Below are 25462 nucleotides of genomic sequence, written 5' to 3'. Positions count from 1 at the left end.
CGCCCACCCCCGGGGCTCCGCCCCTGGCCCCCTTCCGCTCAAGGTCTATTGCGTCCGTGTGTGCCCCCGTTTGGGGGTGGTTTTTGGGACGGTGGGCGTGGTTATGATCGCGCGAAAGGTGGGCTCACCTGGGGTTCTGGTTGGGGAGGCGTCCTATGGAGCAGGCGGTTGCTCGTGCGCGGCAGCATTCGGTTGGCGATCTTTTGCATCGGACGGCGCGGCGGTATCCGGGCAAGGTCGCGGTGGTCAGTGGGGAGCGGCGGGTCACGTTTGCGGAGTTCGACACGGCCGTGAACCGGGCGGCGCATGCGTTGGTGGAGCGGGGCGTCGGCAAAGGGGATCGGGTCGCGTTGCTCAGCCATAACTGCTGGGAGTACGCGGTGCTGGTGTTCGCCACCGCGAAGCTCGGGGTGGTGCTGGTGCCGGTCAACTTCATGTTGAACGCGGACGAGATCGCCTACATTCTCGGGCACTCCGGGGCGTCCGGGATCGTTGCCGAGGACGCGCTTGTTCCCACAGCGGAGAAGGCTTTGGTCGCTGCGGGGGTCGAGGGTGGGGTGCGTGGGTGGATTGGGTTGTCCGGGGGCGTTCCTGCGGCTGGGTGGGAGGACGTCGGTGCCTGGTGGAGTGCCGGGCCGGATAGTGCGCCCGAGGTTCTTGTCGGGGATGACGATCCGTTGCGGCTCATGTACACGTCGGGGACTGAGGCGCGGCCCAAAGGCGTGATGTTGTCTAGCCGCTCGCTGATCTCGCAGTACGTCAGCTGTGTTGTCGACGGTGGGATGACCGAGGACGACGTCGAAGTCCATTCGCTGCCGATGTATCACTGCGCGCAGCTTGACTGCTTCTTCTCGGTGGACGTCTATCTCGGGGCGACCAGCATCATCGTGCCTGGGCCCGATCCGGCTGTGCTCCTGGAGACCATCGAGCGGGAGAAGGTCACCAAGCTGTTCTGTCCGCCTACCGTGTGGATCGCCTTGCTGCGCCATCCGGACTTCGACAGGCGGGATCTGTCCAGCCTGCGCAAGGGGTACTACGGGGCGTCGGCGATGCCGGTGGAGGTGCTGCGGGAGCTTCTGCGGCGGCTGCCCGAGGTGCGGCTGTGGAACTTCTACGGGCAGACCGAGATGTCGCCGCTCGCGACCATTCTGCGTCCGCATGAGCAGTTGGAGCGGGCCGGGAGTGCTGGGAAAGCGGCCATCAATGTCGAGACCGTGCTCGTCGATGACGATGGGAACCCTGTTTCTGCGGGCGAGGTCGGGGAGATCGTGCATCGGAGCCCGCACGCGGCGCTCGGGTATTACCGGGACGAGGAGAAGACCGCGGAGGCATTTCGCGGCGGGTGGTTCCATTCGGGCGATCTCGGAGTGATGACCGAGGACGGGTACCTCTCCGTCGTCGACCGGAAGAAGGACATGATTAAGACCGGGGGCGAGAACGTCGCCAGCCGGGAGGTCGAAGAGGCGATCTACGGGTTGGGCGGGGTTGCGGAGGTCGCCGTGTTCGGCATCAGCCATCCGCGGTGGATCGAGGCCGTCACCGCCGTCGTCGTGCCCAAGCCGGGCGTCGAGTTGAGTGAGGACGATGTCAGCGCGCATGTGCGGGAGCGGCTGGCCGGGTACAAGCGGCCCAAGTATGTGGTGCTCGCTGAATCGTTGCCCAAGAATCCGAGCGGCAAGATTCTGAAGCGGGAGCTTCGCGCACAGCATGGCGGGCTCGCCGCCTCTTGATCAAGTGTCCCTTGTGGGTTGGTCTAGGTGAGGGGCGAGGGTTAGGGCCAGGTGGAGGGTTAGGCGGTCTTGGCCGTTGGTGAGGGTCAAGGTCGTCAGTTCTTCTATGCGGCGTAGGCGGTGGTAGAGGGTTTGGCGGTGGATGTTCAGGGATTGGGCTGTCTTCTGGACGTTGCCTGCCAGGTCCAGGTAGGTGCGGGCTGTTTCGGCCAGGTCGGGGTGTTGGAGGAGTTGCTCGGTGCCTTTGGTTTGGGTTGTTTGGGTTAGGGAGTCGTCGCCTGCGGTGCGGAGGAGGCGGAGGACGCCCAGGGTCGTCCAGTCGCGGGTCTCGCCGGGCGCGGCGGTGCGGGCGGCCACGCGGGCGCGGAGCCAGCCCTCGTGGACGTGGTCGAGGGTGGGGCACGGGGAGTAGACGCCTGCCTGGACGGGTGCGTTGCGTTCCTCAAGGAGGCGGCGGGCTCTGTCGATGGTTGTGCGGGCCGCTGGCTGCGGGAGGACCAAGATGTGGTCACGCTGCCAGACCGTTGTCAGGGCGGAGTGGGGGAGCAGCCAAGGGTTGAGTGGTTCCGGGCTTGGAGTTCGTAGGACGGCGACCGTGAATGGTGGTTCGGGGGCTGCGGCTTCTGTGAGTTCTGTCGCCGCCTGGGTGCGGACGTCGGGGTGGGCGGAGAGGAGGTCGGCGACCTTCCAGCCGAGGTCGTCGCGTTCCCTGGCCTGGCGGGCCATGAGGAGGCCGGCGCGTTCGCAGAGGGGCATGGCGCGGGCCGCCTGGGTGGCGGTGATGCGCTCCTGGTCGTCCAGCAGCCAGAGGTAGCCGTAGGTGACGTTGTTCCAGCGGACGGGCAGGCAGAGGCGGCCGAGCTGGCCGACCGAGGTGTCGGCGGGGATGCGGACGGGGCCGGCGGCGCGGGCGATGCCGTGGCGCTCGAAGCGGGTGCGGACGGCGTCGGTGGCGCGGCGGTGCAGGATCGACTCCATCCGGACGGGGTCGATGGTGTCGCCGTGGGGCGCGTAGGCGACCAGGTGGAAGTCGCGGTCCTCCAGGGTCGCGGGGGCGCGGAGGAGGTCGGCCGCGTGTTCTGCGATCTCCTGGAGGTCCATCGTTGTCCCTTGTACGTTTGTATGAAGAAGTGGGTTCTTGAAAGTTACGTTTGACTATACGAGGTGCCGGGTCGGTGCTCCTAACGTGCGGGGTGTTCCTCGTCGTTGGAGGGTCCGATGCTCAGTCCATTGCTCCTCGCCGCCGCGCGCAGCCGGCGGATGCGCGGTCTCGTCACGTCCATGCCGCTGACCAGGGGTGTCGTCGACCGGTTCGTCGCGGGGGAAGATCTGGACGCGGCGCTCGGCGCGGTCAGGGGGCTTGAGGCCGAAGGCCTGCGGGTCACCCTTGATCATTTGGGGGAGGACACGAAGGACCGGGGGCAGGCCGAAGCCACGCGGGACGCCTATCTGGAGCTGTTCGCCGCTTTCGCGGAGCAGGGGCTCGCCGGGGGTGCGGATGCCTCGGTGAAGCTGTCGGCTCTGGGGCAGGCGCTTCCCGGGGACCTCGCGCTCGACCACGCGCGGGACATCTGCGCCGCGGCGGGACGGGTCGGCATGACCGTGACGCTCGATATGGAGGACCACACGACCGTGGACTCCACGCTGGAAATCCTCGGGAAGTTGCGCGTCGATTTCCCTTGGGTCGGCGTCGCCATTCAGGCCATGCTGCGGCGCAGTGAAGGCGATCTCCGGGAACTGGTCGAGGACGGGTCGCGCGTGCGGCTCGTCAAGGGCGCTTATGCGGAGCCCGCGTCGGTGGCCTATCAGAGCAAGTCTGATGTTGACCGTGCTTATGTGCGGGGGCTTCGGATGCTCATGCGCGGCGACGGATATCCGATGGTCGGCAGTCATGACCCGCGGATCATCGAGATCGCGCTGGCGCTGGCCGCCGGGCGGTCGCCGTCCTCCTACGAATTCCAGATGCTGTACGGGATCCGGACGGCCGAGCAGCGGCGGCTCGCCGAAGCCCATCAAATGCGCGTGTACGTCCCGTACGGGGCCGACTGGTACGGGTACTTCATGCGGCGCCTGGCCGAGCGGCCCGCCAATCTCGTGTTCTTCCTACGTTCGTTCGTATCCCGCTGACCAGGAGGTCCCTTTCATGGACGCCGTGACCAACGTTCCGACTCCGGCGAACGAGCCGGTGCGCGGGTACGCCCCGGGCAGCGCCGAGCGGGCCAGGCTCGAAGCGAAGCTCGCCGAGCTGACCGCGGAGGCGCCGATCGACCTGCCCATGACGATCGGCGGGCGGCGCCGGCTGGGGGCGGGCGCGAAGGTCGCCGTCGTCCAGCCGCACCGGCACGCGTCCGTCCTCGGGACGTTCGGGACCGCGACCGAGGACGACGCGCGAGACGCGATCGCCGCCGCGCTCGAGGCGGCGCCGGCCTGGCGGGCGCTGTCGTTCGACGACCGGGCCGCGATCTTCCTGCGGGCCGCGGACCTGCTGTCCGGGCCGTGGCGGGAGACGCTGCTGGCGGCGACGATGCTCGGGCAGTCCAAGACCGTCCAGCAGGCGGAGATCGACAGTCCGTGCGAGCTGGTCGACTTCTGGCGGTTCAACGTGCACTTCGCGCGGCGGATCCTCGCCGAGCAGCCGATCAGCAGCCCGGGGGTGTGGAACCGGTCCGACCACCGTCCGCTGGAGGGGTTCGTCTACGCGATCACCCCGTTCAACTTCACCGCGATCGCCGCGAACCTGCCGACCGCGCCTGCGCTGATGGGCAACGTGGTCGTGTGGAAGCCGTCGCCGACGCAGACGTATTCAGCTGTTTTGCTCATGAGGCTGCTGGAGGAGGCCGGGCTGCCGCCCGGTGTCATCAACCTCGTGACGGGCGATGGACTCGCTGTTTCGGACGTCGCGCTGCAGCATCCTGATCTCGCGGGGATTCATTTCACCGGGTCCACCGCCACTTTCAAGCACCTGTGGAAGACGGTCGGGGCCAATCTCGACACGTTCCGCGGCTACCCGCGTCTCGTCGGCGAGACCGGCGGCAAGGACTTCGTGGTGGCGCATCCGTCCGCCGACCCGGCCGTCCTGAAGACGGTGTTGGTGCGCGGCGCGTTCGAGTATCAGGGGCAGAAGTGCTCGGCGGCGTCGCGCGCGTACGTCCCGCGGTCGATCTGGGACGGCGGGCTCAAGGACGCGCTGATCGCCGAGGTCGACGGGCTCACCATGGGGGACGTCGCCGACCTGTCCAACTTCATGGGCGCTCTCATCGACGAGCGGGCCTTCGCCAAGAACAAGGCGGCCATCGAGCGCGCCCAGGCCGACCCCGACGTCGAGATCGTCGCCGGGGGGACATATGACGACTCGGTCGGGTATTTCGTCCGGCCGACCGTGCTGGTGTCCGGCGACCCCGAGAACGACATCTTCCGCACCGAGTACTTCGGGCCGATTCTCGGCCTGCACGTGTACGACGACGACCGGTACGAGGAGATGCTCGCGCAGATGGAGTCCGTCGCCCCGTACGCCCTGACCGGCGCCGTCGTCGCGGACGACCGGGCCGCCGCGGCGCACACCGCCGAGGTGCTCCGGTACGCGGCCGGCAACTTCTACATCAACGACAAACCCACTGGGGCGGTCGTAGGGCAGCAGCCGTTCGGCGGCGCGCGCGCGTCCGGCACCAATGACAAGGCCGGGTCCGTGTTCAACCTGCTGCGCTGGACGTCGCCGCGCTCCATCAAGGAGACGTTCGTCCCGCCGACCGACTACCGGTACCCGCACATGGGCTAAGCGGCCGTTATGCCCGTGGCTGGGAGCGATGCCCAGCCACGCGTGAACGGGGACGCGATGCGTGTGGCGTTCTCTAGGTCTACGCCTACGTTCGGGTGTGCGTGGAGCAGTTCTTCCAGGGCGACGCGCGCTTGCAGCTTGGCCAGATGCGAGCCGATGCAGAAATGCACTCCGCTGGAGAAGCCCAGATGGCGCGGGATCTCCCGGGTGATATCCAGATCGTCTGCGGACGGGCCGAACTCGCGCTCATCCCGGTTCGCCGCGCCGAACAGCATCATCACCTTCTCGCCTTCCGGGATCTCCGTGCCGTGGAGCGTCACCGGGCGCGTCGTCGTCCGGGCCAGCGCCTGCACCGAACCCTCCAGCCGCAGGAACTCCATCAGCGCGTTCGGGACGAGCGACCGGTCGGCGGCGAGGCGCTCGCGCTGCGCGTGGTCGCCGTCCAGCAGGGCCACCCCGTGCGAGATCAGGTTCCCGGTCGTGTCGTTGCCGCCCGCGACCATGACGAAGCAGAACCCGAGGACGTCCCAGTCGGTCAGGCGCTCCCCGTCCACCTCGGCCGCGGTCAGGGCGCTGACCAGGTCGTCGGACGGGTCGGCACGGCGCGCGGCGATCACCTCGGTGAAGTAGCCGAACATCTCGGCCACCGCGTCGACCGCCCCGCCCTTCATCGCCTTCAGGTGGAAACCGTCGTCCTGCAAGGTCGTCAGCGCGGACACCCACGGGTCGAACCGCGCCCGGTCCGCCTCCGGGACGCCCAGCAGCCGCGCCAGCGCGAACGTCGGCAGCGGCGACGCGAAATCCCGGTGCATGTCGGGTGTTTCGCCGTCTGCCGCCTTACGCTCCATGAGCCTGATCCTCGACTGGGCGAATTCGCGTAGAAGGTCCTCCAGGGCGGCGATCCGGCGTGGCGTGAACGCGTGGCTGACCAGACGCCGCAGGACGGTGTGCCGCGGCGGGTCCAGCATCACGATCGTCGGGGCCAGGCCCAGCGTGCCGATCTCGTCCGGATAGAACGTCAGGCCCTGGGCGGACGAGAACGTCCCGGCGTCCCGCGTCGCCGCCCAGATGTCCTCGAACCTCGACAGCGCCCAGAACGGCGGATCGTCATGCCGATGAACAGGCTCCTCGTCGCGGAGTCGCCGGTACGCGGGATAGGGGTTGGCCTGGAATCCGGGATCGAACGGGTCGTAGACGTCCGTCATGAGGGTCTCCGGTTGTAACGGCCACCGTTATTAACGCCCCCTGTTAGTATCACCGGCGTGCCGAAAGACGCAAGAGCCACCCGCGAACGCCTCCTGCGCGCCGGCGCCCACCACTTCGCCGCCGACGGCATCGACGCCGCCCGCACCCGCGACATCGTCACCACCGCCGGACAAGGCAACGACTCCGCCATCACCTACCACTTCGGCTCCCGCACCGGCCTCCTCGAAGCCATCCTCCGCGCCGGCATCACCCGCATGGAACCCGCCCGCGCCGCCACCCTCCCCGCCCTCGACGACCCCCACGACCTCCCCGCCATCGTCGCCGCCATCGTCCACCCCACCGCCGGCGAACTCCACACCGAACAAGGCCGCGACTTCCTCCGCATCACCGCCCAACTCGCCGGACGCGCCGGAATCCGCGACCACCATCCCCCGGCCCTGCTTCAGGGCACCGCCCTCGCCCGCCAACTCCAGCTCCTCGAAACCGCCTGCCGCGCCGCCCTCCCCGAACCCCTCGCCCTCGAACGCATCGCCATCGCCATCGCCTTCCTCACCACCGCCCTCGCCGACCGCACCGGCCGCCTCGACCCCGCCACCCCCCACCACACCCTCCTCGACCACAACACCTTCGCCACCGACCTCACCACCATGCTCACCGCCGCACTCCAAGCCCCACCACCACCGCAAACCAGTTTGCGCAACCACCCCCCGCCCCATACAGTTAACCCATCACCGCGGGGTGGAGCAGTTCGGTAGCTCGCTGGGCTCATAACCCAGAGGTCGCAGGTTCAAATCCTGCCCCCGCTACTGGTCCGGGGTCCGTGTGGTCGGCGCTTTGCGCCTTCCCCGCGGACCTTTCGCCTTTTCCCGGGGGGACGACCCCCCGGAGCCCCGGGCCCCCTTCCCTGGCTGGGCAAACTGGGTCCGTGCGGGCTCGGCTTCTCCGCTGAGTGATGTGTCGGTGGTCGTTGTGTGTGGGGCGCTAGCCTGCGTTTATGCGGAAGGTGGCTGCGGCAGGGCTTGATGTTGTGGGGGTGCTCGTCTTCGTTGCGATTGGACGGGCTACGCATGATGAAGGGGACGGCGTCTCCGGGTTTGTTGAGGCTGCTTGGCCGTTTCTTGTTGGGGTTGGCGTTGGGTGGGTTCTTTGTCGGGGCTGGCGGCGGCCTGAAGGGGTTTGGCCTGTTGGGGTTGTTGTTTGGGTGACTACCTTGGGCTTGGGGATGGTGTTGCGAGGGGTCTCCGGGCAGGGGACTGCGGTCGTGTTCGTGGGGGTGGCGTCCTTGTTCCTCGGGGTGGTGCTGCTCGGGTGGCGCGGGGTGGCGGCCTTGTGGGACGTCTCCAAATGACCGGGCGGTCTCTTTGCTGATCGGCGCGATTGACGGTGGCGGGGCGTCCCTGATGAAGTTACCGGCGAGTCACGTCGGTGAAAGGGACACGGATGGCATCTGCGCTGCGCGACTGGCTGGACGAGCCGAACACCGGACGCGGCGTTCACCTGGCTACCGACGACGGCTGGGAGTACCGCGGGTACGGTGAGCTGGCGTCCGCCGCGCGACGCACGGCCGGGGCGCTGATCGAAGAGGGTGTGCGGCCCGGTGATGTGGTCTGCGTCGTCCTGCCTACTGACTACACGTGTATTGAGACGTATTTCGGGGTGTGGGCCGCCGGGGCGACTGTCTGCCTGATCACGCCGCCGTTGTTCCAGGACGGGGACGACTACGTGGCGCATGTCGCGGCGATCCTGCGGCAGGCGGCGCCCGCGCTCGTCATCGCGTCCAAGGACCTGAACGACTACGCCGCGCGCGCCATGGACCAGGCGGGGCTGAGCGGGGAGCCGTGGCAGCCGCGGCAGGCGGGCGAGGCGGCGGCGGTGCAGCCGGCCGGGGAGCTGGCCTTGCTGCAGTTCACGTCGGGGTCGAGCGGGGCTCCCCGTGGGGTGATGGTCACTTGGGAGAATCTCCAAGCTAATACCGAGTTGATTGCGCGGGCGGCTGGGTTCGCGGATGACGACTCGGTTGCGTCGTGGCTGCCGCTGTACCACGACATGGGGCTGATCGGGTGCTTCCTGACGCCTATCGCGCGGCAGGCCACGCTGAGACTCATGCGGCCCGATCACTTCATCCGGGATCCCGCGCGGTGGATTCGGTGCTTCGGGGAGGCCGCGCATACCGCGGCGCCGCCGTTCGCCTATTCCTATTGCGCGCGGCGGGTCAAGCCGGAGCAGCTGGAGGGGGTCGACCTGTCCGGGTGGCGGACGGCGATCGTCGGCGCCGAGCCCATCGACCCGCACGCGCTGGAGGTGTTCGCGCAGCTCGTGGAGCCGTTCGGGTTCTCGCGGTCCGCGTTCAAGCCCGCCTTCGGGATGGCCGAGACGACCTTGCTGGTCACGATGGACGCGGAGCGCCGCGACCCGCTGGCGGTGCGGCCCGATCCCGAGGGTCTCTCCTTCGGGGAGCCCGTCCGGATTCTGGAGGAGCACACGCTCGGGGCGGAGTCGCGCGGTGCGAAGGCCGGGTGGGTCGTCGGGTGCGGCACGCCGGAGGCGGGCGTGCCCGTGGCGATCGTGGACGACGACGGGCGAGAGCTGGGAGAAGAGCTGCTCGGGGAGATTGTTGTGGGAGGCCCTTCTGCCTGTCCGGGGTATTACGCGGGGGCCGAGGGGAAGTCGACCCGGTTCGCGGACGGGAAAGTCTTCACCGGGGACGCCGGGTTCTTCCACTCCGGGCAGCTGTTCGTCCTCGGGCGGATGGGCGACAGCATCAAGGTTCGCGGGCGGTCCGTGTACGTCGAGGACCTTGAGGCGAAGATCGCCGAGGCGAGCGGGCTCGGGAAGGGGCGCATCGTTGTGGTGGGCGTGCCCGGCGCCGGACGCAAGGGGCTCGCGCTGTTCGCCGAGACGCAGGACGAGTCGTGGACGGGCGACATCCGCGAGATGCTGCGCCGGAGGCTCGGCGGCGACGTGGAGCTGACGATCGTGGTGGGCACGGGGCTGATCCACCGGACGTCCAGCGGCAAGCCGCGCCGCAGGTACATGTGGGAGCGGCTGCGGGCGGGGCAGATGGACGGAGCGCGTGTCGTCCCCTCCTGATCGGCGAGATCACCGGATTGCTAATGCCGGTGACAACAGGACACGATGGCCGTTGACGCCGTGAGAGGTCGACGATGCCGGCTGTTGCGAAGACGCTGTTCCGCCTGGGCGCACGCCTGGGGTCCACCGCCCAGAACGCCCTGGAGGTCGCCCGGTTCGGCGGGTTCGACACCGACGAGGACGCCTCTCCGTTCGAGGTGGTGACCGAGCAGCGGGTGTACCGGCTGCGGCACTACTTCCCGGACGGCGGGGACGGGCCGGTGATGCTGCTCGTCCCGCCGCTGATGATCACCGCGGAGGTGTACGACATCTCCTCGCGGGTCAGCGCCGTCCGGGTGCTGCGGGATCATGGCGTCGATCCTTGGGTCGTCGACTTCGGGGCGCCCGAGCGGGAGCCTGGGGGGCTTGAGCGGACCATCACCGATCATGTGCTGGCCGTCAGTGACGCGGTGGATCGGGTCCGGAAGGCCACCGGGCGGGACGTCCACCTTGCCGGGTATTCGCAGGGCGGAATGTTCGTCTACCAGGCAGCGGCGTACCGGCGCAGTGAGGGCATCGAGTCGGTAGTGACTTTCGGCAGTCCGACCGATACGAGCGTCGCGCTTCCGTTCGGGTTGCCTGGGTGGCTCGCGTCCGAAGGTGTGGGACGGGTGCCCGACTGGGTGCTCGGCGGGTTCGCGGTTCCGGGGTGGGTGACGCGGCTCGGATTCCAGATGCTGAGCCCGGTGAAGTCGGTGCGGTCGCGGGTCGATTTCATCCTGCAGCTGCACGACCGGGAGCGGCTCGCGCCGAGGGAGCGGCAGCGGCGGTTCCTGGAGCGGGAGGGGTGGGTGTCGTGGCCCGGGCCCGCGCTGGCGGAGTTCGTCCGGCAGTTCGTCCAGCACAACCGCATGCTGACCGGCGGGTTCGTCATCGGGGACCGGCTCGTCACGCTCGCCGACATCACCTGCCCGGTGCTGACGTTCGTCGGGGAGGTGGACGAGATCGCGCCGCCGCCGATGGTGCGCGGGATCCGGCGGGCCGCGCCGCGCGCCCAGGTGTACGAGGCGTCCCTGCGCGCCGGGCATTTCGGGCTCGTCGTCGGGAGCCTCGCGATCGCGCGGACCTGGCCGGCCGTGGCGGAATGGGCGAAATGGCGGGCCGGTGAGGGCGGGCTTCCGGAGATCGTCGCGCCCGTCGCCGGTGATGAGGAGGCTGAGCCTGCCGGGCTGCCGGGGGGTTCGGCTGGATATGGGCTTCAGCTCGTGATGGGTGTCGGCGGCAGCGCGGCGCGGTCTGCCTACCGGACGGCCTCGCGGGCGATTCACGGGACGCGGCAGCTCGGCGGCGAGGCGGCGCAGAACCTGCCCCGGCTGGCGCGGCTGGAGCGCATCCAGTCGGACACCCGCATGTCCATGGGGCTGCTCCTGGACGAGCAGGCCCAGCGGATGCCCGATGAAGTTTTCTTTCTGTACAAGGGGCGGCCTTATACGCATGACGCGGCCAAGAGTCGTGTCGACGCTGTTGTCCGCGGGCTGATCCACATAGGGGTGCGGCGGGGCGACTCGGTCGGTGTGCTGATGGGCACGCGGCCCACTGCGCTCGCGCTTGTGGCGGCGTTGAGCCGGCTGGGCGCTGTCGCGGTGCTGCTTCGGCCTGACGGCGACCCGGCGGCCGAGGCGCGGCTGAGCCGGGTGGGCCGGGTGATCGTCGATCCGGAGCATGCGGCCCGGGTGGACGGGATGGAGGGTGTCGAGGCGTATCTGCTGGGCGGTGCGGGGCGTGGTGAGCGCGGGTCGCTCATGGACATGGAGACCATCGATCCGGAGCTCGTCGAGGTGCCGGGGTGGTTCCGGGCGAACCCTGGACGGGCCGGTGACCTCGCGTTCGTCGTGTTCAGGGGCGAGGGGGAGCTGCTCCGCGCGCACCGGATCACCAACCGGCGGTGGGCGCTGTCGGCGTTCGGGACGGCGTCGTCCGCGGCGCTGTCGCCGTCCGACACCGTGTACAGCATCACGCCGATCCATCATCCGTCCGCGTTGTTGATGAGCCTCGGTGGCGCTGTTGCGGGGGGTGCTCGGCTGGCTCTTGCCAGTGCGTACGACCCGGAGACCTTCTGGGACGAGGCGCGCCGTTACGGCGTGACCGTCGCGTCCTATACGTGGATGCTGCTGCGTGACCTGGTCGAGGCGCCGCCCGATCCGGCGGAGCGGCATCATGCCGTGCGGCTGTTCATCGGGTCGGGCATGCCGCGCGGGCTGTGGCGGCGGGTGGAGGACCGGTTCGCGCCCGCGCGGGTGCTGGAGTTCTACGCCTCGACGGAGGGCGAGTCGGTCCTGGTCAACCTGAGCGGCAAGAAGCCAGGGTCGCTGGGACGGCCCCTGCCCGGCAGCGCCGAGGTGCGCCTCGCCAGGTACGACCTGGAGAACGGGCGCCTGGACGTTGGCCCGGACGGGTTGGCCGTCGAGTGCGAGCCGGGGGAGATCGGGATGCTGCTCGCGCGCGTGCGGCTCTCCGCCGTCGGGACGGCGGGGCGGTGCGTGCGGGGCGTGTTCGCGCCGGAGGACGCCTGGACGATCACCGGTGACCTCTTCCGCCGGGACGCGGACGGAGACTTCTGGCTGGCCGGACGGGAGGCCGAGCTGATCCGGACGGCGGAGGGGATCGTCCCGCCGGGCCCGATTCGGGACGCGCTCGGCGATCTGCCCTATGTCGACACCGTCGCCGTCTATGGGATTCCGGTGGGGGAGACGGAATTGGCGGCTGCCGCGGTCAGCCTGCGGGACGTCGCTGAATTGAAGCCGCTGGATCTCTCGGAGGCGCTGCTGCGGGTGGAGCCGGGGCTGCGGCCCGCGATCGTCCGGGTCGTGGACGAGGTGCCCGTCACGCCCGGGGGACGGCTGCGGACGGCGCCGCTGCGCGAAGAAGGCGTCCCTTCCGCAGGGGAGGGCATGGCCTATTACCGGGACAAGGCGGGTGCCTACCGGCCGCTGACGGACGCGGCCCGCAGGCGGCTGCTCAAGGCGCCGGCGGCCCGCGAGGCGCGGTGACCGGGGAGTCACAAGTCACGAGCGATAAGTCTGGACTTACTGGCATTCGCTACGTTACAACGAAGCGACAGAGAGCATCATCTGTCGCACGCGTCCGGAGGGGTCATGACGAACGTCCTCGCGCCGCCGCCGGCGGGCAGCGGACTGAAGGCGGTCCCCGGGGTGGGAGGCGTCCCGTACATCGGCAGCACCATCGCCGTGATGCGGAACCCGATCGGGACGGCCCGCAAGCGGTACGCCGAGCACGGGCAGGTCTCCTGGGGATGGCTGCTCGGGCAGCGGACGGTCACCGTCCACGGGCCGGAGGGCGCCGAGGTCATCCTGGTCAACCGCGACAAGGCGTTCGCGAGCGGGCCCGCGTGGAGCTACTACATCGGGCCGTTCTTCAACCGCGGCATCATGCTCCTGGACTTCGAGGAGCATCTGCACCACCGGCGCATCATGCAGCAGGCGTTCACCCGCCCGCGCCTGCGCGCCTACATGGACGCGATGGCGCCCGGCATCGTCAAGGGCGTCGAGGAGTGGCGGCCGGGCGACGCCTTCAAGGTGTACGACCACGTCAAGCAGCTCACGCTCGACCTCGCCGCGGACGTGTTCATGGGCGTCGAGCTGGGGGACGCCGAGCGCGCGCGGGTCAACGGCGCGTTCATCGACGCCGTCCGGGCCGGGACGGCGTACGTGCGCTTCCCCGTCCCCGGGCTGCGCTGGCACCGCGGCCTGCGAGCCCGCAAAGTGCTGGAGGAGTTCTTCTACCGGCATCTGCCCGCCAAGCGCCGCGACGGCGGCGACGACCTGTTCGCCGCGCTCTGCGCGGCCGAGTCCGACGACGGGCAGCGGTTCACCGACGAGGACGTCGTCAACCACATGATCTTCGCGCTGATGGCCGCGCACGACACGACGACCATCACGCTGACGTCGATGGCGTACTACCTCGCCAAGTTCCCCGAATGGCAGGAGCGGCTCCGGGACGAGTCCCTCGCGCTCGGCAAGGCCGAACTCGACTACGCCGACCTGGACGCCCTCACCGGCATGGACCTGGTGATGAAGGAGTCGCTGCGGCTGATCGCGCCCGTCCCGGCGCTGCCGCGCAAGGTCGTCAAGGACACCTCCGTGCTCGGCTTCCACATCCCCGCCGGGACGATCGTCGTCGTCCCGATGCTCAGCAACCACCGCATGGCCGACTGGTGGCCCGACCCGGACACGTTCGACCCGGGGCGATTCTCGGCGGAGCGCCGCGAGGACAAGGTCCACAAGTACGCGTGGTCGCCGTTCGGCGGCGGCGCGCACAAGTGCATCGGGATGTACTTCGCCGGGATGCAGGTGAAGTCGATCCTGCACCAGGTGCTGCTGAGATACCGCTGGAGCGTCCCGGGACGGTACGAGCTGCCCCTGGACACCACATCCCTGCCGTCGCCGAAGGACGGCCTTCCCGTCCGCCTCGACCGTCTGGAGCCGTGCTGATGAGCAAAGTCGTCGCGATCACCGGGGCCGCGCGCGGCATCGGGCTCGCCACCGCCCGCGCGCTGAAGGCCAAGGGAGCCGTGGTCGTCATCGGCGACATCGACGAGGCGGCCGTCGCGGAGGCGGCGGAGTCGCTCGGCGTGACCGGCCTCGTCGTGGACGTGACGTCCCGCGAGTCGTTCGCCGCGTTCCTCGACCGCGCCGAGGAGGCCGCCGGGCCGCTCGACATGGTGGTCAACAACGCCGGGATCATGCCGATCGGGCCGGTCACGGACGAGAGCGACGCCGACGCCCGCCGCTGTGTCGACATCAACGTGCACGGCGTGATGCTCGGCACCAAGCTCGCCCTTGACCGGATGCTGCCGCGCGGCGGGGGGCACGTCATCAACATGGCGTCGCTGGCCGGCGTCACGTTCACGCCCGGCCTGGCGCTCTACAACGCCAGCAAGGCCGCCGTCGTCGCGTTCACCGAGGCGACGCGGCTGGAGGTGCAGGACCGGGGCGTCCACGTCAGCGCCGTCCTGCCGACGTTCACCAACACCGAGCTGGTCGCCGGGACGCGCAGCCCCAAGGGCATGAAGAACTGCGAGCCCGAGGACATCGCCGCCGCCGTGGTGGAGCTGATCGGGCGGCCGCGGCCGCAGGTCGTCGTCCCGGCGAAGCTCGCCCGGCAGGTCAGGCTCGGCGCGCTGCTCCCGGACCGGGTCAGGCAGGCCATCGCGCGCCGCTACGGGCTTGACCGGATCTTCCTCGACTTCGATCCGGACGCGCGGAAGGCCTACGACGCCCGCATCCGGACGTAGCGGGGCGCGTCCGCACGCGTCCGCGTCCCGTAGGCTCTCCGGGTCGAACTTCGTTCTAGAACCGGGGGGTCGCATGCGACGGGGAACGGTCGTGCAGACGACCTATGGAAAAGTCCGCGGTGCGACGCGGGACGGCATCACCGCGTTTCTCGGCATCCCCTATGCCGCGCCGCCGTTCGGGCCGAACCGCTTCCAGCCGCCGCGCCCCCCGGAGCCATGGGACGGGATACGCGACGCCGTCGAGTATGGCCCGACCGCGCCCAAGCCCGGCTACCCGCACCCCTACGTCCGCCTCCTGGACGACCCCGACATCCCCGGCGACGACTGCCTCAACCTGAACGTCTGGACGCCCGGCGGGTCCGGCCTGCCGGTCATGGTGTGGATCCACGGCGGCGCGTTCCGCAACGGGTCGGGCGCGCTGCCCGTCTACGACGGCCACAACTTCGCCCGCGACGGCGTCGTCTGCGTGACGATCAACTACCGGCTCGGCGTGGAGGGCTTCGCCCATCTGCCCGGCGCGCCGCCGAACCGGGGCCTGCGCGACCAGGTCGCCGCGCTGGAGTGGGTCCGCGCCGACATCGCGGCGTTCGGCGGCGACCCGGACCGCGTCACCGTGTTCGGCGAGTCGGCCGGGGCGATGAGCGTCACCACCCTGCTCTCCCTCGACCTCGGGCTCTTCGGCCGCGCGATCGCGCAGAGCGGCGCGGGCGCCGTCGCGCAGGACCCGGAAGACGCCATGCTCGTCACCCGGGAGATGGCCGCGCGGCTCGGCGTGGAGCCGACCGCCCAGGGGTTCGCGGCGCTGGAGCCGGCCGCGATCCTGCCCGTCCAGTCGGCGGTCGCGACCGAGGTCACCGCGCTGCCCGACCCCGGCCGGTGGGGCGCGACCACCGCCGCCAGCGGGATGTCGCTCATCCCGGTCCTGGACGGCGACCTGCTGCGTCAGCGGCCCGAGGACGCCATCGCGGACGGCGCCGGACGCGACGTGGACCTGCTCATGGGCTACACGTCCGAGGAGTTCCGGTTCTTCCTGATGCCGTCCGGGCTCGCCGCCGAGTTCACCGAGGACCTGATCGGCCTCGTCGCGGCGGGCATGGGCCTCCCGCCCGGGGTGCCCGCCGGGTACCGCGACCACCATCCCGCGATGACGCCGGGCGAGCTGATGGCGGCGATCATCACCGACGGCATGTTCCGCATCCCGGCCGACCGGGCCGCCGCCGCGCACGCCCTGTCCGGCGGCCGGACCTGGATGTACGAGTTCGCCTGGCGGTCGCCCAACCACGACCTCGGCGCCTGCCACGCGCTGGAGCTCGGCTTCGTGTTCGACAACCTCACCGGCGACCCCGAGGGCCTCGCCGGGCCGAACCCGCCGCAGGGGCTCGCCGACCGGATGCACCGCGCCTGGGTCGACTTCGCCGTGCACGGCGACCCCGGCTGGGCGCGGTTCGACCCGTCCGCCCGCGCCGTCAAGACGTTCGACGCCCCGGGGGACGACGTCGTCCACGACCCTCACGGCGACGACCGCAAGCTCTGGGACTAGGCCCTCAGAACCCGCCGGTGACGTGCTCCGCGATCGCGAGAGAGGACGTCGCGGCCGGAGACGGGGCATTCCGGACGGTCACCACCGGGCCGACGCGTCCGATGCGGAAGTCGTCCACGAGGGAGCCGTCGGGGTCGACGGCCTGCGCCCGGACGCCTGCGGGCGCGGCGACGACGTCCGCCGCGGTCAGTTCGGGGACGAAGCTCCGCGCCTCGGCGACGAACGCCCGTTTCAGCGCCGATCCGTAGAGTTCTTTCGCGCCCGTCCGCCAGTGCTGGCGGGCCAGGCGGCGGAAACCGGGCCAGCGGACGGTCTCCCACACGTCCGCCGGACGGACGTCGCGCCACCGGTACCCCTCCCTTGCCAGGGCCAGGACGGCGTTCGGGCCGATGTCCACCCCGCCGTCCACGCGGCGTGTGAAGTGCACGCCGAGGAACGGGTAGCGCGGGTCGGGCACGGGATAGATCAGCCCGCGGACGAGATCCGTCCGGGACGGGACCAGCCGGTAGTACTCGCCCCGGAACGGGACGATCGCCGGTTCGGGAGAGTCGCCCGCCAGGCGGGCGACCCGGTCTGAGTGCAGGCCCGCGCACACCACCAGCCGGTCGAAGGCCAGTTCCGCGTCCGGTGAGGCGACCGTGACACGCTCGCCTGAGCGTCCCAGCCGGACGACCTCGAAGCCGGGCCTGACCTCGCCGCCCGCCTTCACGACGTCGTTGGCGAACGCGCGCGCCACCGCCGGGAAGTCGACGATCGCGGTGGTGGGGGAGTGGAGCGCGGCGACCCCGGCGGCGTGCGGCTCGATCTCGCGTAGTTCGGGGCCCGTCAGCCGCCGCAGGCCCGGGACGCCGTTGGCGGTCGCGCGGCGCTCGATCTCGTCCAGGGCGGCCGTCTCCGCGGCGTCGCGCGCCACGACGACCTTGCCGCACTCCTCGTAGGGGAGATTCCGGTCAGTGCAATATTCCTTGAGCAGACCGATGCCGCGCCGGCACAGGGTCGCCTTCAGGGAACCCGGCGCGTAGTACAGGCCCGCGTGGGCGACGCCGCTGTTGCGGCCCGTCTGGTGCGCGGCGACACGGTCCTCCTTGTCGAGGACCGTGACCTTCACGTCCGGGCGCGTCTCCGCCAGGCGGCGGGCGATCGCCAGCCCGAGGATTCCCGCGCCCACGACGCCGACCCGCACCTCCGCCACACCCGCACCCTAGCGGGAGGGCTCAGCTCCCCAGGCGCTTGCGGCCCTGCGCGCGGACGCGCTTGCGCTGGGACGGGTCCAGCATCAGGTAGCCGGCGACCGGCGCCCCGAGGACGCCGAGGATGATCAGCGCGGTCAGCCACCAGGGGAAGATGAACAGGGTCAGCAGGCCGACGACGACGCCGCCGATCACGAACTTGGTCTGGGTCGACATCCGGTACCTCCGTAGACGGGCCGCCTATATGGACAACGGCCGCCCCGCGACCGCTGTTCCACGATATGTCGCGAGTGCGCCCGATGGAACCATGATCCGAGCCGGGTCATTCCCGCAAGGGGCTCAGATGCGCAGGGAGAGCTGGCCGCCGCCGAGCGTGCGCAGGACCTCGGCGTGCAGCTTGCCGTTCGTGCAGACGACGCTGCCGCCGTCCGGGCCCGGCACGCCCGACAGGTCGGTGAACATCCCGCCCGCCTCCTCCACGATGACCTGGAGCGCGGCGAGATCCCACAGCGACACCTCCGGCTCGGCGGAGATGTCGATCGCGCCCTCCGCGACCATCATGTGCGACCAGAAGTCGCCGAACGCCCGCGTCCGCCACACCTCGCGGGTCAGGTCGATGAACCGGCTGAGGCGGCCCTGCTCCTCCCAGCCGCTGAGGCTGGAGAACGACAGGGACGCGTCCGCCATCGACGTCACCGACGACACGGTCATCCGGGACGCGCGGGTCAGGCTGCGGCCCGTCCACGAGCCGCCGCCGCGCGCCGCCCACCAGCGCCGCTGCAGCGCGGGCGCCGACACGACCCCGACGACGATCTCCTCGTTCTCCATCAGCGCGATCAGCGTGGCCCACACCGGGACGCCCCGGACGAAGTTCTTCGTCGCGTCGATCGGGTCGATGATCCAGCAGCGGTTCCCGAACCCGGTCCGGCCGTACTCCTCCCCGAGCACCGCGTCGCGCGGGCGGGCCCGCTTCAGCGTGCCGCGGATCTGCTCCTCGACGCTGCGGTCGGCGTCGCTGACCGGCGTCAGGTCCGGCTTGGTCTCGACGCCGAGATCGAGGGCACGGAAACGCCTGGACGTGATGTCGTCGGCCCCGTCCGCCAGCACATGAGCGAGACGCAGGTCATCGGAATAGCCCGCCACGGCGTGCAACGCTACCCTGATCACGCCCCGTCCAGACACACTTACCCGGCCGTTCCGGCTTTTCGGTCGTCCGGCTGGGGCGCGCCGGGACGTTACCGGCGGTATCGCGGCCCTGGTGATGGCAGCATGGCCCCATGGCGCACGACCTTCCCGCATGGGTGGCCGAGCTGACCGACCCGCGCCGGGCCGAGACGCTCGACGAGCTCGCCGACCGCCTCGTCCCGCTGGCCGAGCACGCGATCGACGTGTCCCGCCGTCTGCAGGCGCAGCTCAACGAGCTCAACGACCCGTTCAAGCGCGAGGCCCTCTACGGGCGCGTGGAACGGCTGAAGGCCCGCGTGGGCGAGGCCATGGAGGAGATCACGGCGGAGATCGCCGCGTCCGGGGAGGAGCGCATCGAGCGCGTCGTGGCCGACTGGGCCGGACGAGCCGGGCCCGCCGAGCGCGGCGCGCGGGAGCGCGAGGTGCGCCGCAAGCTGGACCGTGACATCGTCCCGGTGCTGTCCAAGCGGCAGCAGGACGTCGCCGAACGGGTCGCCGAGCGCACGTCCACGGCGCTGGAGGCCGCGACGCAGACGCTGCTGACCCGCGTCGAGGAGCTGGCGAAGGCGGTCACCGACCTGATCCACGAGGTCCTGCCGCTGGCCCGGGAGGGGCTGGCGCTGGCGGGCCGCATCTCGACGCTGTCCGGCCAGGCCCGCAAGGCGGGACGGGGACCGGTCCCGGACGAGCTGAAGGACGCCGGAGCCGAGACGGCCCGCGCGTTCGACGAGGCCGTCGCGCGGCTGGAGCTGGAGTGGGCCGCGCTCGGCGCCCGCTCCGCGAGCGTGCGGGCGGCGCTGCGCGGCGCGGAGGAGAGCGCGTTCAGCTGGGTCACCGAGGAGATGACCCGCTGCGTGGAGGAACTCGCGCCCGAGCACGTCAAGGCGCTGAACGAGGCCGAGGCCAGGGCGCGCAGCCTGTTCGAGGAGCCGTCGAGCGGCTGACGGGTCGTGGAGCGGCTGACGCGTCAGAGCGCTTGCGGGAAGCGGAACAGTCTTTCGGGGTCGTGGGCCGCTTTGGTCTTCTTGAGCCGATCTAGGTTGGGGCCGTAGTAGGCGGTCGTCCAGCCCTTGAGATCCGGGTCGATGTAGTTCACGTAGGCGGTGCCGCCCATGGACGGCTCCATCGCCGCGTGCGTGGCGCGAAGCCAAGCGTTGTCAGGGGCCAGGTACTGGACGCAGAACAGAGCCTTCCTGTGCGGGAAGGCGGTGTCGCCCGGACCCACGCGGCCTATCGCGCCGCCCAGGGCGTCCATCAGGACGGAGCGGTTCTGGACGTCGTTGCCCTTGTCGAAGCGGTCCAGAAGAGCGCTGATGGCGTTGTCGGGCAGGGGCTTGTAGGCGATGTGGGATTTACCGGCGTAGTTCGTCCTGGGGAAGGCGCCGGCGGGGCGCTGGCCGGGCAGTGTGCCTTGGACGTGGCATTGCTCGACGGTCTGTCCCGCGCATCCGCCCATGAATTTCATGGCGTCCAGGTAGGGCTGGCTCTGGGAGGTGGACGACGTCGGGTCCGTCCCCGTCGCGGCTGTAAGCGCGTTCATGTGGCGGGCGGCGTCCGCGAGCGCCACGCCTATGACCTCGATGCTCGGGGTCGCCTGGCCGGGCCGCGTGTCGAGGCGGAGGCTCGTCCAGGCCGCGTCGGGCGCGGACGGGGCCCAGCGCTGCCAGCCGCGGATCACGTCGGCCGCGTCGGACCAGGGCCAGCGCAGGCTGAACGGCGTGACCTCCGCGATCTCGTGCGCGCGGAACGTGAACGAGATCACGGCGCCGAAGTTGCCGCCGCCCCCGCCCCTACAGGCCCAGAACAGGTCGGGGTTCTGCTTGTCGTCGCAGGTCAGGACGCGTCCGTCCGCCGTGGCGACCTGGACCGACACCAGCGCGTCGCAGGACAGCCCGTACGCGCGGGACGTCACGCCGATCCCGCCGCCCAGCGTCAGCCCCGCCACGCCGACCGTCGGGCAACTGCCGGACGGGACGCCCACGCCGTCTTTGGCGAGCCCGGCGTACAGGTCGATAAGGCGCGTCCCGGCGCCGACGACCGCGTTGCCGCCGTCGCGCTTCACCGTGTCCATCGGGGAGACGTCGATGACGAGGCCCGTGCCCGTCGACCAGCCCGCGTAGCTGTGGCCGCCGCAGCGCACCGCGACTGGTATCCGCTGCAGCGTCGCGAACGCTATGCATTCGGACACGTCCTGCGGCGTCTCGCAGTACGCGATGCCTGCGGGCTCGATGGCGTCGTAGCGCGGGATGTAGAGGCGGCGGGCCTGGGCGTAGGAGGCGTCGGACGGACGGATCAGCGTCCCGTCCAGGCCGCGTTCGAGCGCGTTCCAGTCGGCCGGGCCGGTCGGACGCGGCGGCCGGGAGGGGCGATCGTCGGGCGGGCCGCCACCGGACGGCTTCTCGTCGGAGCACCCGGCGGCGGCCAGCGGGCCGAGGACCGTCGCCTTGAGTAACTTTCGCCGGTCCATGGCGTCAGGACGTGCTTCGCAGCGTGCTGAGGAACGTCTCGTAGGCCGGGACGGCCCCGTCCCAGTGCGCCTGCCCCGCAGCCAGGACGACCTGGTAGATGGCGCCGTCGAACTTGAACACCCGGATGCGGACCCGGCCGGGGATGTCGTTCTTGACGAAGGTGAACTGGGCTTCGGCGGCCGTGCCCCCGAGGTAGGCGACGTTGCGGTCGAGGCTCTCCTGCTTGAACTCGGGGTACTCGGCGGTGTCCGCCTTCATCTTGCCCATCGCGTCCGCGAGGCCGTTCCCCGGGTCGGCGAAGTCCGTGTTCGAGACGCGCTGGATCACCAGGCCCCGCCGCACCCCCTGGGCCGGGTCCGTGAACGAGACGTCGTCGCCGGAGCTCTCGTCCTTCCAGCCCTGCGGGACCGCCGCGACGAACGCCGACCCCCGGTACAGGCGGTACCCGGAGGGCGCGGCGGCGTTCGTCGACGACGGCGACGATGACGTCCCCGCCGAAGACGTCGGGGAGGCGTTGCCGCCCTCATCGCCGCTGCTGGTGAACACCACGACCGCGATGACGGCGACGGCCAGCGCCGCCGCGAAGATCCCGCCGGGGATGATCAGGGGCCAGGGCGGGCGCCGCGGCGGGCGCGCCGGACCGCCGGGCGGAGGCTGCGTCGGCCACGACGGGGACTCGATCGTCGGCGCGGCGGGCGGCGGCTGCAGCGTCAGGTTGTGCGGCGGTGTCGCCTGCGGAAGGGGAGGTGGGGTGTGGCTGGCGGGCGCGGCGGCGGTCTGCGCGATCTGGCGGAGGAGCCGTCCGGCCTCGTCGGGGCTCATCCGCTGATCCGGGTCCTTGCGGAGCAGGCCGTGCAGGACCGGCGTGAGCGGCCCGGCGAGCTGCAGCGGGTCCGGGTCGTCGGACAGCAGCGCGGCCATCACGCCCCACACGTCAGGCCGCTTGTACGGGGGACGGCCCTCCACGGCGGCGTACAGCGTCGCGCCCAGCGACCACAGGTCGGACGCGGGCGTGGCCTTCTGGTGGCGGGCCTGCTCGGGCGCCAGGTAGGCGGGCGACCCGACGACGGCGCCGGCCTGGGTGAGGGTCTCGTCCCCGGCGACGGTCGCGATGCCGAAGTCGGTGAGCACGGCCCGTCCCTGTGGCAGCAGGACGTTCCCTGGCTTGACGTCGCGGTGCACGACCCCGGCGGCGTGCGCGGCGCACAGCGCGTCCAGCAGGTCGGCGCCGATCGCCGCGACCCGGCCCGGCGGCAGCCGCCCCTCCCGCGCGATGGCCTTGTCGAGGCTCTCGGCCCGGACGAGCTGCATCACGATCCAGGGCCGCCCGTCCTCCTCGACCACGTCGTGGACGGTCACGATCCCCGGATGGTCCAGCCGCGCCGCCGACCTCGCCTCTCGGAACGTCCGCGCGTACGTCCGCTCGACCTGTGCCGCGTCCAGGCCCTGCGGCAGCGCCACCTCCTTGACCGCCACCTCGCGGTCGAGCGTGCGGTCGCGGGCCCGCCACACGGCGCCCATCCCGCCGCGCCCGAGCACCTCCACCAGCTCGTAGCGCGCTGCGATCGTCTGGACCATGAGGGCGACGATACCGACGCGAGCCCGGCGAGGTGCGGCCTATGCCCGGCTATGCCGGGCTATTCGGCGTCGCCCTCGCGGCTCGCCAGGAGGCGGCGCAGCGAGTCGAGGCGGGCGCGGCTGGCGCGGCCCTCGTCCACCCACCCGTCGAGCCCGCAGTTCTCCTGCAGATGGCCGCAGTGCGGCGGGCAGCGTTCGGCGGCGCCGTCCGCCAGGTCCTCGAACGCGTTGATCACGTTCTTCGGGTCGACGTGCGCGAGGCCGAAGCTCCGCACGCCGGGGGTGTCGATGATCCAGCCGTCCCCGCCGGGCAGCTCCAGCGCGATCGCCGACGAGGACGTGTGCCGCCCGCGCCCGGTGACCGCGTTGACCTCGCTGACGGCCCGCTCCGCGTCCGGGACGAGCGCGTTCACCAGTGTCGACTTGCCGACGCCCGAATGCCCGACCAGCACGCTCGTCCGCCCGGACAGGTGGCCGCGCAGCTCGTCCAGGTCGCCGCCGCGGCTCGTCACGACGTACGGGACGCCGAGCGGCGCGTACTCGGCGACCAGGTCGGCGGCGCCCGCGAGGTCGGCCTTGGTGAGGCAGAGCAGCGGGTCCATCCCGGCGTCGTAGGCGGCGACGAGCTGCCGGTCGATCATCCGGGGGCGGGGCTCGGGGTCGGCGAGGGCGGTGACGATCGCGAGCTGGTCGGCGTTCGCGACGACGATCCGCTCGAACGGGTCGGTGTCGTCGGCGGTGCGGCGCAGCGACGACGTCCGCGGCTCGACCCGGACGATCCGGGCCAGGGTGTCGGGGTCGCCTGACACGTCCCCGACCAGCGCCACCCGGTCGCCCACGACGACGCCCTTGCGGCCCAGCTCGCGGGCGCGCATCGCGGTCACGCCGCGCTCCTCGGCGGTGCCCGGGGCGACGAGGCAGCGGTACCGGCCCCGGTCCACCGCGGTCACGAACCCGGACGAGGCGTCCTCGTGCGCGGGACGGCGGCGGGTGCGCGGACGCGACCCGCGGCGGCCGGGCCGCACCCGGACGTCGTCCTCGTCATAGTCCTGTACTCGTCGTGCCAGTGATCCGGTCCCTGCGCTCAGGCGGGCGCCGCCGTCGACGCCCACAGCTCGGTGAAGTTCGGAAGAGTCTTGCCCACGGTGCCCGGGTTCTCCACCTCGATGCCGGGAACGGCCAATCCGAGCACGGCCGCCGCCATCACCATCCGGTGGTCGTCGTAGGTGCGGAACACGCCGCCGCGCAGCGGGCGCGGGTTGATCTCCAGGCCGTCCGGCAGCTCCCGGACGTCGCCGCCCAGCCCGTTGATCTCGGTGACCAGCGCCGCGAGCCGGTCGGTCTCGTGGCCGCGCAGGTGCGCGATCCCCGTCAGCCTGGACGGGGAGCCCGCCAGCGCGGCGAGGGCGGCGAGCACCGGAGTCAGCTCGCCGACTTCATGCAGGTCGGCGTCCAGGCCCTGGAAGCCGCCCGGGAAGCCGCCGGTGCCGCGCACGGTGAGGCCGTCCGCGCCGTGGGTGACCTCCGCGCCCATCTGGGCGAGCAACTCGCGCAGCGCGTCGCCGGGCTGCGTCGTCTCGGACGGCCAGTCCGGCACGGTGACGCGGCCGCCGGTGACGAGCGCGGCGCCGAGGAACTGCGCCGCGTTCGACAGGTCCGGCTCGATCACCCGCTCGCCGCCGCGCAGCGGGCCAGGCGCGACACGCCACACGTTGTGCTCCGTCTCGACGGTCGCGCCCGCGTCCCGCAGCATCTGGACGGTCATCGCCAGATGCGGTGCCGACGGCACCGGCGGGCCTTCGTGCCTGACCTCCACGCCCTTCTCGAAGCGCGGCGCGGCCAGCAGCAGCCCCGACACCAGCTGCGACGACCCGGACGCGTCGATCACGACCTGCCCGCCGTTCACCGCCCCGGTCCCGCGCACGGTGAACGGGAGCGCGCCGCGCCCGCCGTCGTCGATGTCCGCGCCGAGCGCCCGCAGCGCGGTGATGATCGGGCCCATCGGACGCTCCCGGGCGCGCGGGTCGCCGTCCACCGCCACCTCGCCGGACGCCAGCGCCGCGACGGGCGGCAGGAACCGCATCACCGTCCCGGCGAGGCCGACGTCCACCCGCGCCGGGCCCGCCAGCTCGCCCGGGAGGACCTGCCAGTCGGCGAAGTCCTCGCCGATGCCTGCGCCCAGCGCGCGGAGCGCGTCCGCCATCAGCTCGGTGTCGCGGCTGTGCAGCGGCCGGGTGATCGTGGACGGCCCGTCGGCGAGCGCGGCCAGGATCAGCGCCCGGTTCGTCATCGACTTCGACCCGGGCAGCGGGACGACGGCGTCCACCGGGGCATGGGCGACCGGGGCGGACCAGTGCGGAGAGGGCATGCCCCAAGGCTATCCGGCCGGGCCCCTCACCCCGATGAT

20 protein-coding genes and 1 tRNA gene are annotated in these 25462 nt (G+C 71.2%); 12 read left to right on the top strand and 9 right to left on the bottom strand.

The window, feature by feature from the left end; translation table 11 throughout:
- Positions 1 to 155: 155 nt before the first annotated feature.
- Positions 156 to 1730: an acyl-CoA synthetase gene (locus ACH35V_RS35485; RefSeq protein ID WP_395979239.1), complete on the top strand. Its 1575-nt coding sequence runs from the start codon at positions 156 to 158 to the stop codon at positions 1728 to 1730.
- Here ACH35V_RS35485 and ACH35V_RS35480 read toward each other — a convergent pair whose 3' ends face one another.
- The gene (locus ACH35V_RS35480; protein WP_395979238.1) at positions 1731 to 2831 is read right to left on the bottom strand and encodes a PucR family transcriptional regulator; all 1101 of its coding nucleotides are present in this window, start codon (positions 2829 to 2831) and stop codon (positions 1731 to 1733) included.
- 117 nt (positions 2832 to 2948) lie between these two features.
- Here ACH35V_RS35480 and ACH35V_RS35475 point away from each other — a divergent pair, with 117 nt between their 5' ends.
- Together ACH35V_RS35475 and pruA are read left to right on the top strand one after the other, a co-directional pair.
- The gene (locus ACH35V_RS35475) at positions 2949 to 3857 is read left to right on the top strand and encodes a proline dehydrogenase family protein (RefSeq protein ID WP_395979237.1); all 909 of its coding nucleotides are present in this window, start codon (positions 2949 to 2951) and stop codon (positions 3855 to 3857) included.
- A 16-nt stretch (positions 3858 to 3873) separates the two neighbouring features.
- Positions 3874 to 5505, top strand: a complete 1632-nt coding sequence (gene pruA / locus ACH35V_RS35470) for an L-glutamate gamma-semialdehyde dehydrogenase (protein ID WP_395979236.1) — start codon at positions 3874 to 3876, stop codon at positions 5503 to 5505.
- Here the strand turns inward: pruA and ACH35V_RS35465 are convergent.
- A complete protein-coding gene (locus ACH35V_RS35465; protein ID WP_395979235.1) occupies positions 5502 to 6710 on the bottom strand; it encodes a cytochrome P450 in 1209 nt (402 codons plus the stop codon). The two genes, pruA and ACH35V_RS35465, sit on opposite strands and share 4 nt — an antisense overlap.
- A 57-nt stretch (positions 6711 to 6767) precedes the next feature.
- Between ACH35V_RS35465 and ACH35V_RS35460 the strand changes: the two genes are divergently transcribed.
- The 8 genes from ACH35V_RS35460 (at position 6768) to ACH35V_RS35425 (ending at position 16634) form a co-directional block, all read left to right on the top strand.
- Positions 6768 to 7466, top strand: coding sequence for a TetR/AcrR family transcriptional regulator (locus tag ACH35V_RS35460; protein WP_395979234.1), 699 nt, complete (start codon positions 6768 to 6770; stop codon positions 7464 to 7466).
- A tRNA-Met gene (locus ACH35V_RS35455) sits at positions 7444 to 7517 on the top strand. The genes ACH35V_RS35460 and ACH35V_RS35455 overlap by 23 nt, the downstream gene beginning before the upstream one ends.
- Positions 7518 to 7705: 188 nt before the next feature.
- Complete coding sequence (locus ACH35V_RS35450; protein WP_395979233.1) at positions 7706 to 8059, top strand: DUF3054 domain-containing protein; 354 nt, start codon at positions 7706 to 7708, stop codon at positions 8057 to 8059.
- Between the two features lie 92 nt (positions 8060 to 8151).
- Positions 8152 to 9801 carry an AMP-binding protein gene (locus tag ACH35V_RS35445; protein ID WP_395979232.1) on the top strand — a complete coding sequence of 550 codons (1650 nt, stop codon included), beginning with the start codon at positions 8152 to 8154 and terminating at the stop codon, positions 9799 to 9801.
- A 74-nt stretch (positions 9802 to 9875) separates the two neighbouring features.
- Positions 9876 to 12830 carry an AMP-binding protein gene (locus tag ACH35V_RS35440; RefSeq protein WP_395979231.1) on the top strand — a complete coding sequence of 985 codons (2955 nt, stop codon included), beginning with the start codon at positions 9876 to 9878 and terminating at the stop codon, positions 12828 to 12830.
- A 105-nt stretch (positions 12831 to 12935) separates the two neighbouring features.
- The gene (locus ACH35V_RS35435) at positions 12936 to 14291 is read left to right on the top strand and encodes a cytochrome P450 (RefSeq protein WP_395979230.1); all 1356 of its coding nucleotides are present in this window, start codon (positions 12936 to 12938) and stop codon (positions 14289 to 14291) included.
- Entirely contained in the window at positions 14291 to 15094 is an 804-nt protein-coding gene (locus ACH35V_RS35430; RefSeq protein WP_395979229.1) for an SDR family oxidoreductase, read from the top strand. The genes ACH35V_RS35435 and ACH35V_RS35430 overlap by 1 nt, the downstream gene beginning before the upstream one ends.
- 91 nt (positions 15095 to 15185) lie before the next feature.
- Positions 15186 to 16634, top strand: coding sequence for a carboxylesterase/lipase family protein (locus ACH35V_RS35425; RefSeq protein WP_395979228.1), 1449 nt, complete (start codon positions 15186 to 15188; stop codon positions 16632 to 16634).
- A 4-nt stretch (positions 16635 to 16638) separates the two neighbouring features.
- Here the strand turns inward: ACH35V_RS35425 and lhgO are convergent, their stop codons facing one another.
- From lhgO to hisN, 3 genes are all read right to left on the bottom strand, one after another.
- Positions 16639 to 17826, bottom strand: a complete 1188-nt coding sequence (gene lhgO, locus ACH35V_RS35420; RefSeq protein WP_395979227.1) for an L-2-hydroxyglutarate oxidase — start codon at positions 17824 to 17826, stop codon at positions 16639 to 16641.
- A 22-nt stretch (positions 17827 to 17848) separates the two neighbouring features.
- Entirely contained in the window at positions 17849 to 18040 is a 192-nt protein-coding gene (locus tag ACH35V_RS35415; protein ID WP_131963353.1) for a hypothetical protein, read from the bottom strand.
- 123 nt (positions 18041 to 18163) lie between these two features.
- Positions 18164 to 18967, bottom strand: a complete 804-nt coding sequence (hisN, locus tag ACH35V_RS35410) for a histidinol-phosphatase (protein ID WP_395979226.1) — start codon at positions 18965 to 18967, stop codon at positions 18164 to 18166.
- 134 nt (positions 18968 to 19101) lie between these two features.
- Here hisN and ACH35V_RS35405 point away from each other — a divergent pair, with 134 nt between their 5' ends.
- Positions 19102 to 19953 (top strand): hypothetical protein, encoded by an 852-nt coding sequence (locus tag ACH35V_RS35405; RefSeq protein WP_395979225.1) that lies wholly within the window; start codon positions 19102 to 19104, stop codon positions 19951 to 19953.
- A 23-nt stretch (positions 19954 to 19976) separates the two neighbouring features.
- Here ACH35V_RS35405 and ACH35V_RS35400 read toward each other — a convergent pair whose 3' ends face one another.
- The 4 genes from ACH35V_RS35400 to aroA are packed head-to-tail and all read right to left on the bottom strand — an operon-like array spanning position 19977 to position 25423.
- Entirely contained in the window at positions 19977 to 21476 is a 1500-nt protein-coding gene (locus tag ACH35V_RS35400; protein ID WP_395979224.1) for an FAD-binding oxidoreductase, read from the bottom strand.
- Positions 21477 to 21480: 4 nt separating this feature from the next.
- Positions 21481 to 23055, bottom strand: a complete 1575-nt coding sequence (locus ACH35V_RS35395; RefSeq protein ID WP_395979223.1) for a serine/threonine-protein kinase — start codon at positions 23053 to 23055, stop codon at positions 21481 to 21483.
- 59 nt (positions 23056 to 23114) lie between these two features.
- Positions 23115 to 24122, bottom strand: a complete 1008-nt coding sequence (gene rsgA / locus ACH35V_RS35390; protein WP_395979245.1) for a ribosome small subunit-dependent GTPase A — start codon at positions 24120 to 24122, stop codon at positions 23115 to 23117.
- A 17-nt stretch (positions 24123 to 24139) separates the two neighbouring features.
- On the bottom strand, positions 24140 to 25423 hold the full coding sequence (aroA, locus tag ACH35V_RS35385; protein ID WP_395979222.1) for a 3-phosphoshikimate 1-carboxyvinyltransferase: 1284 nt from the start codon (positions 25421 to 25423) through the stop codon (positions 24140 to 24142).
- Positions 25424 to 25462 lie beyond the last annotated feature (39 nt).

The organism is Actinomadura sp. 1N219, from assembly GCF_044326405.1.
Taxonomy (GTDB): Bacteria; Actinomycetota; Actinomycetes; order Streptosporangiales; family Streptosporangiaceae; genus Spirillospora.
Note: the sequence above shows the minus strand (reverse complement) of the source record. Positions and strands in the feature narration are given on the sequence as shown.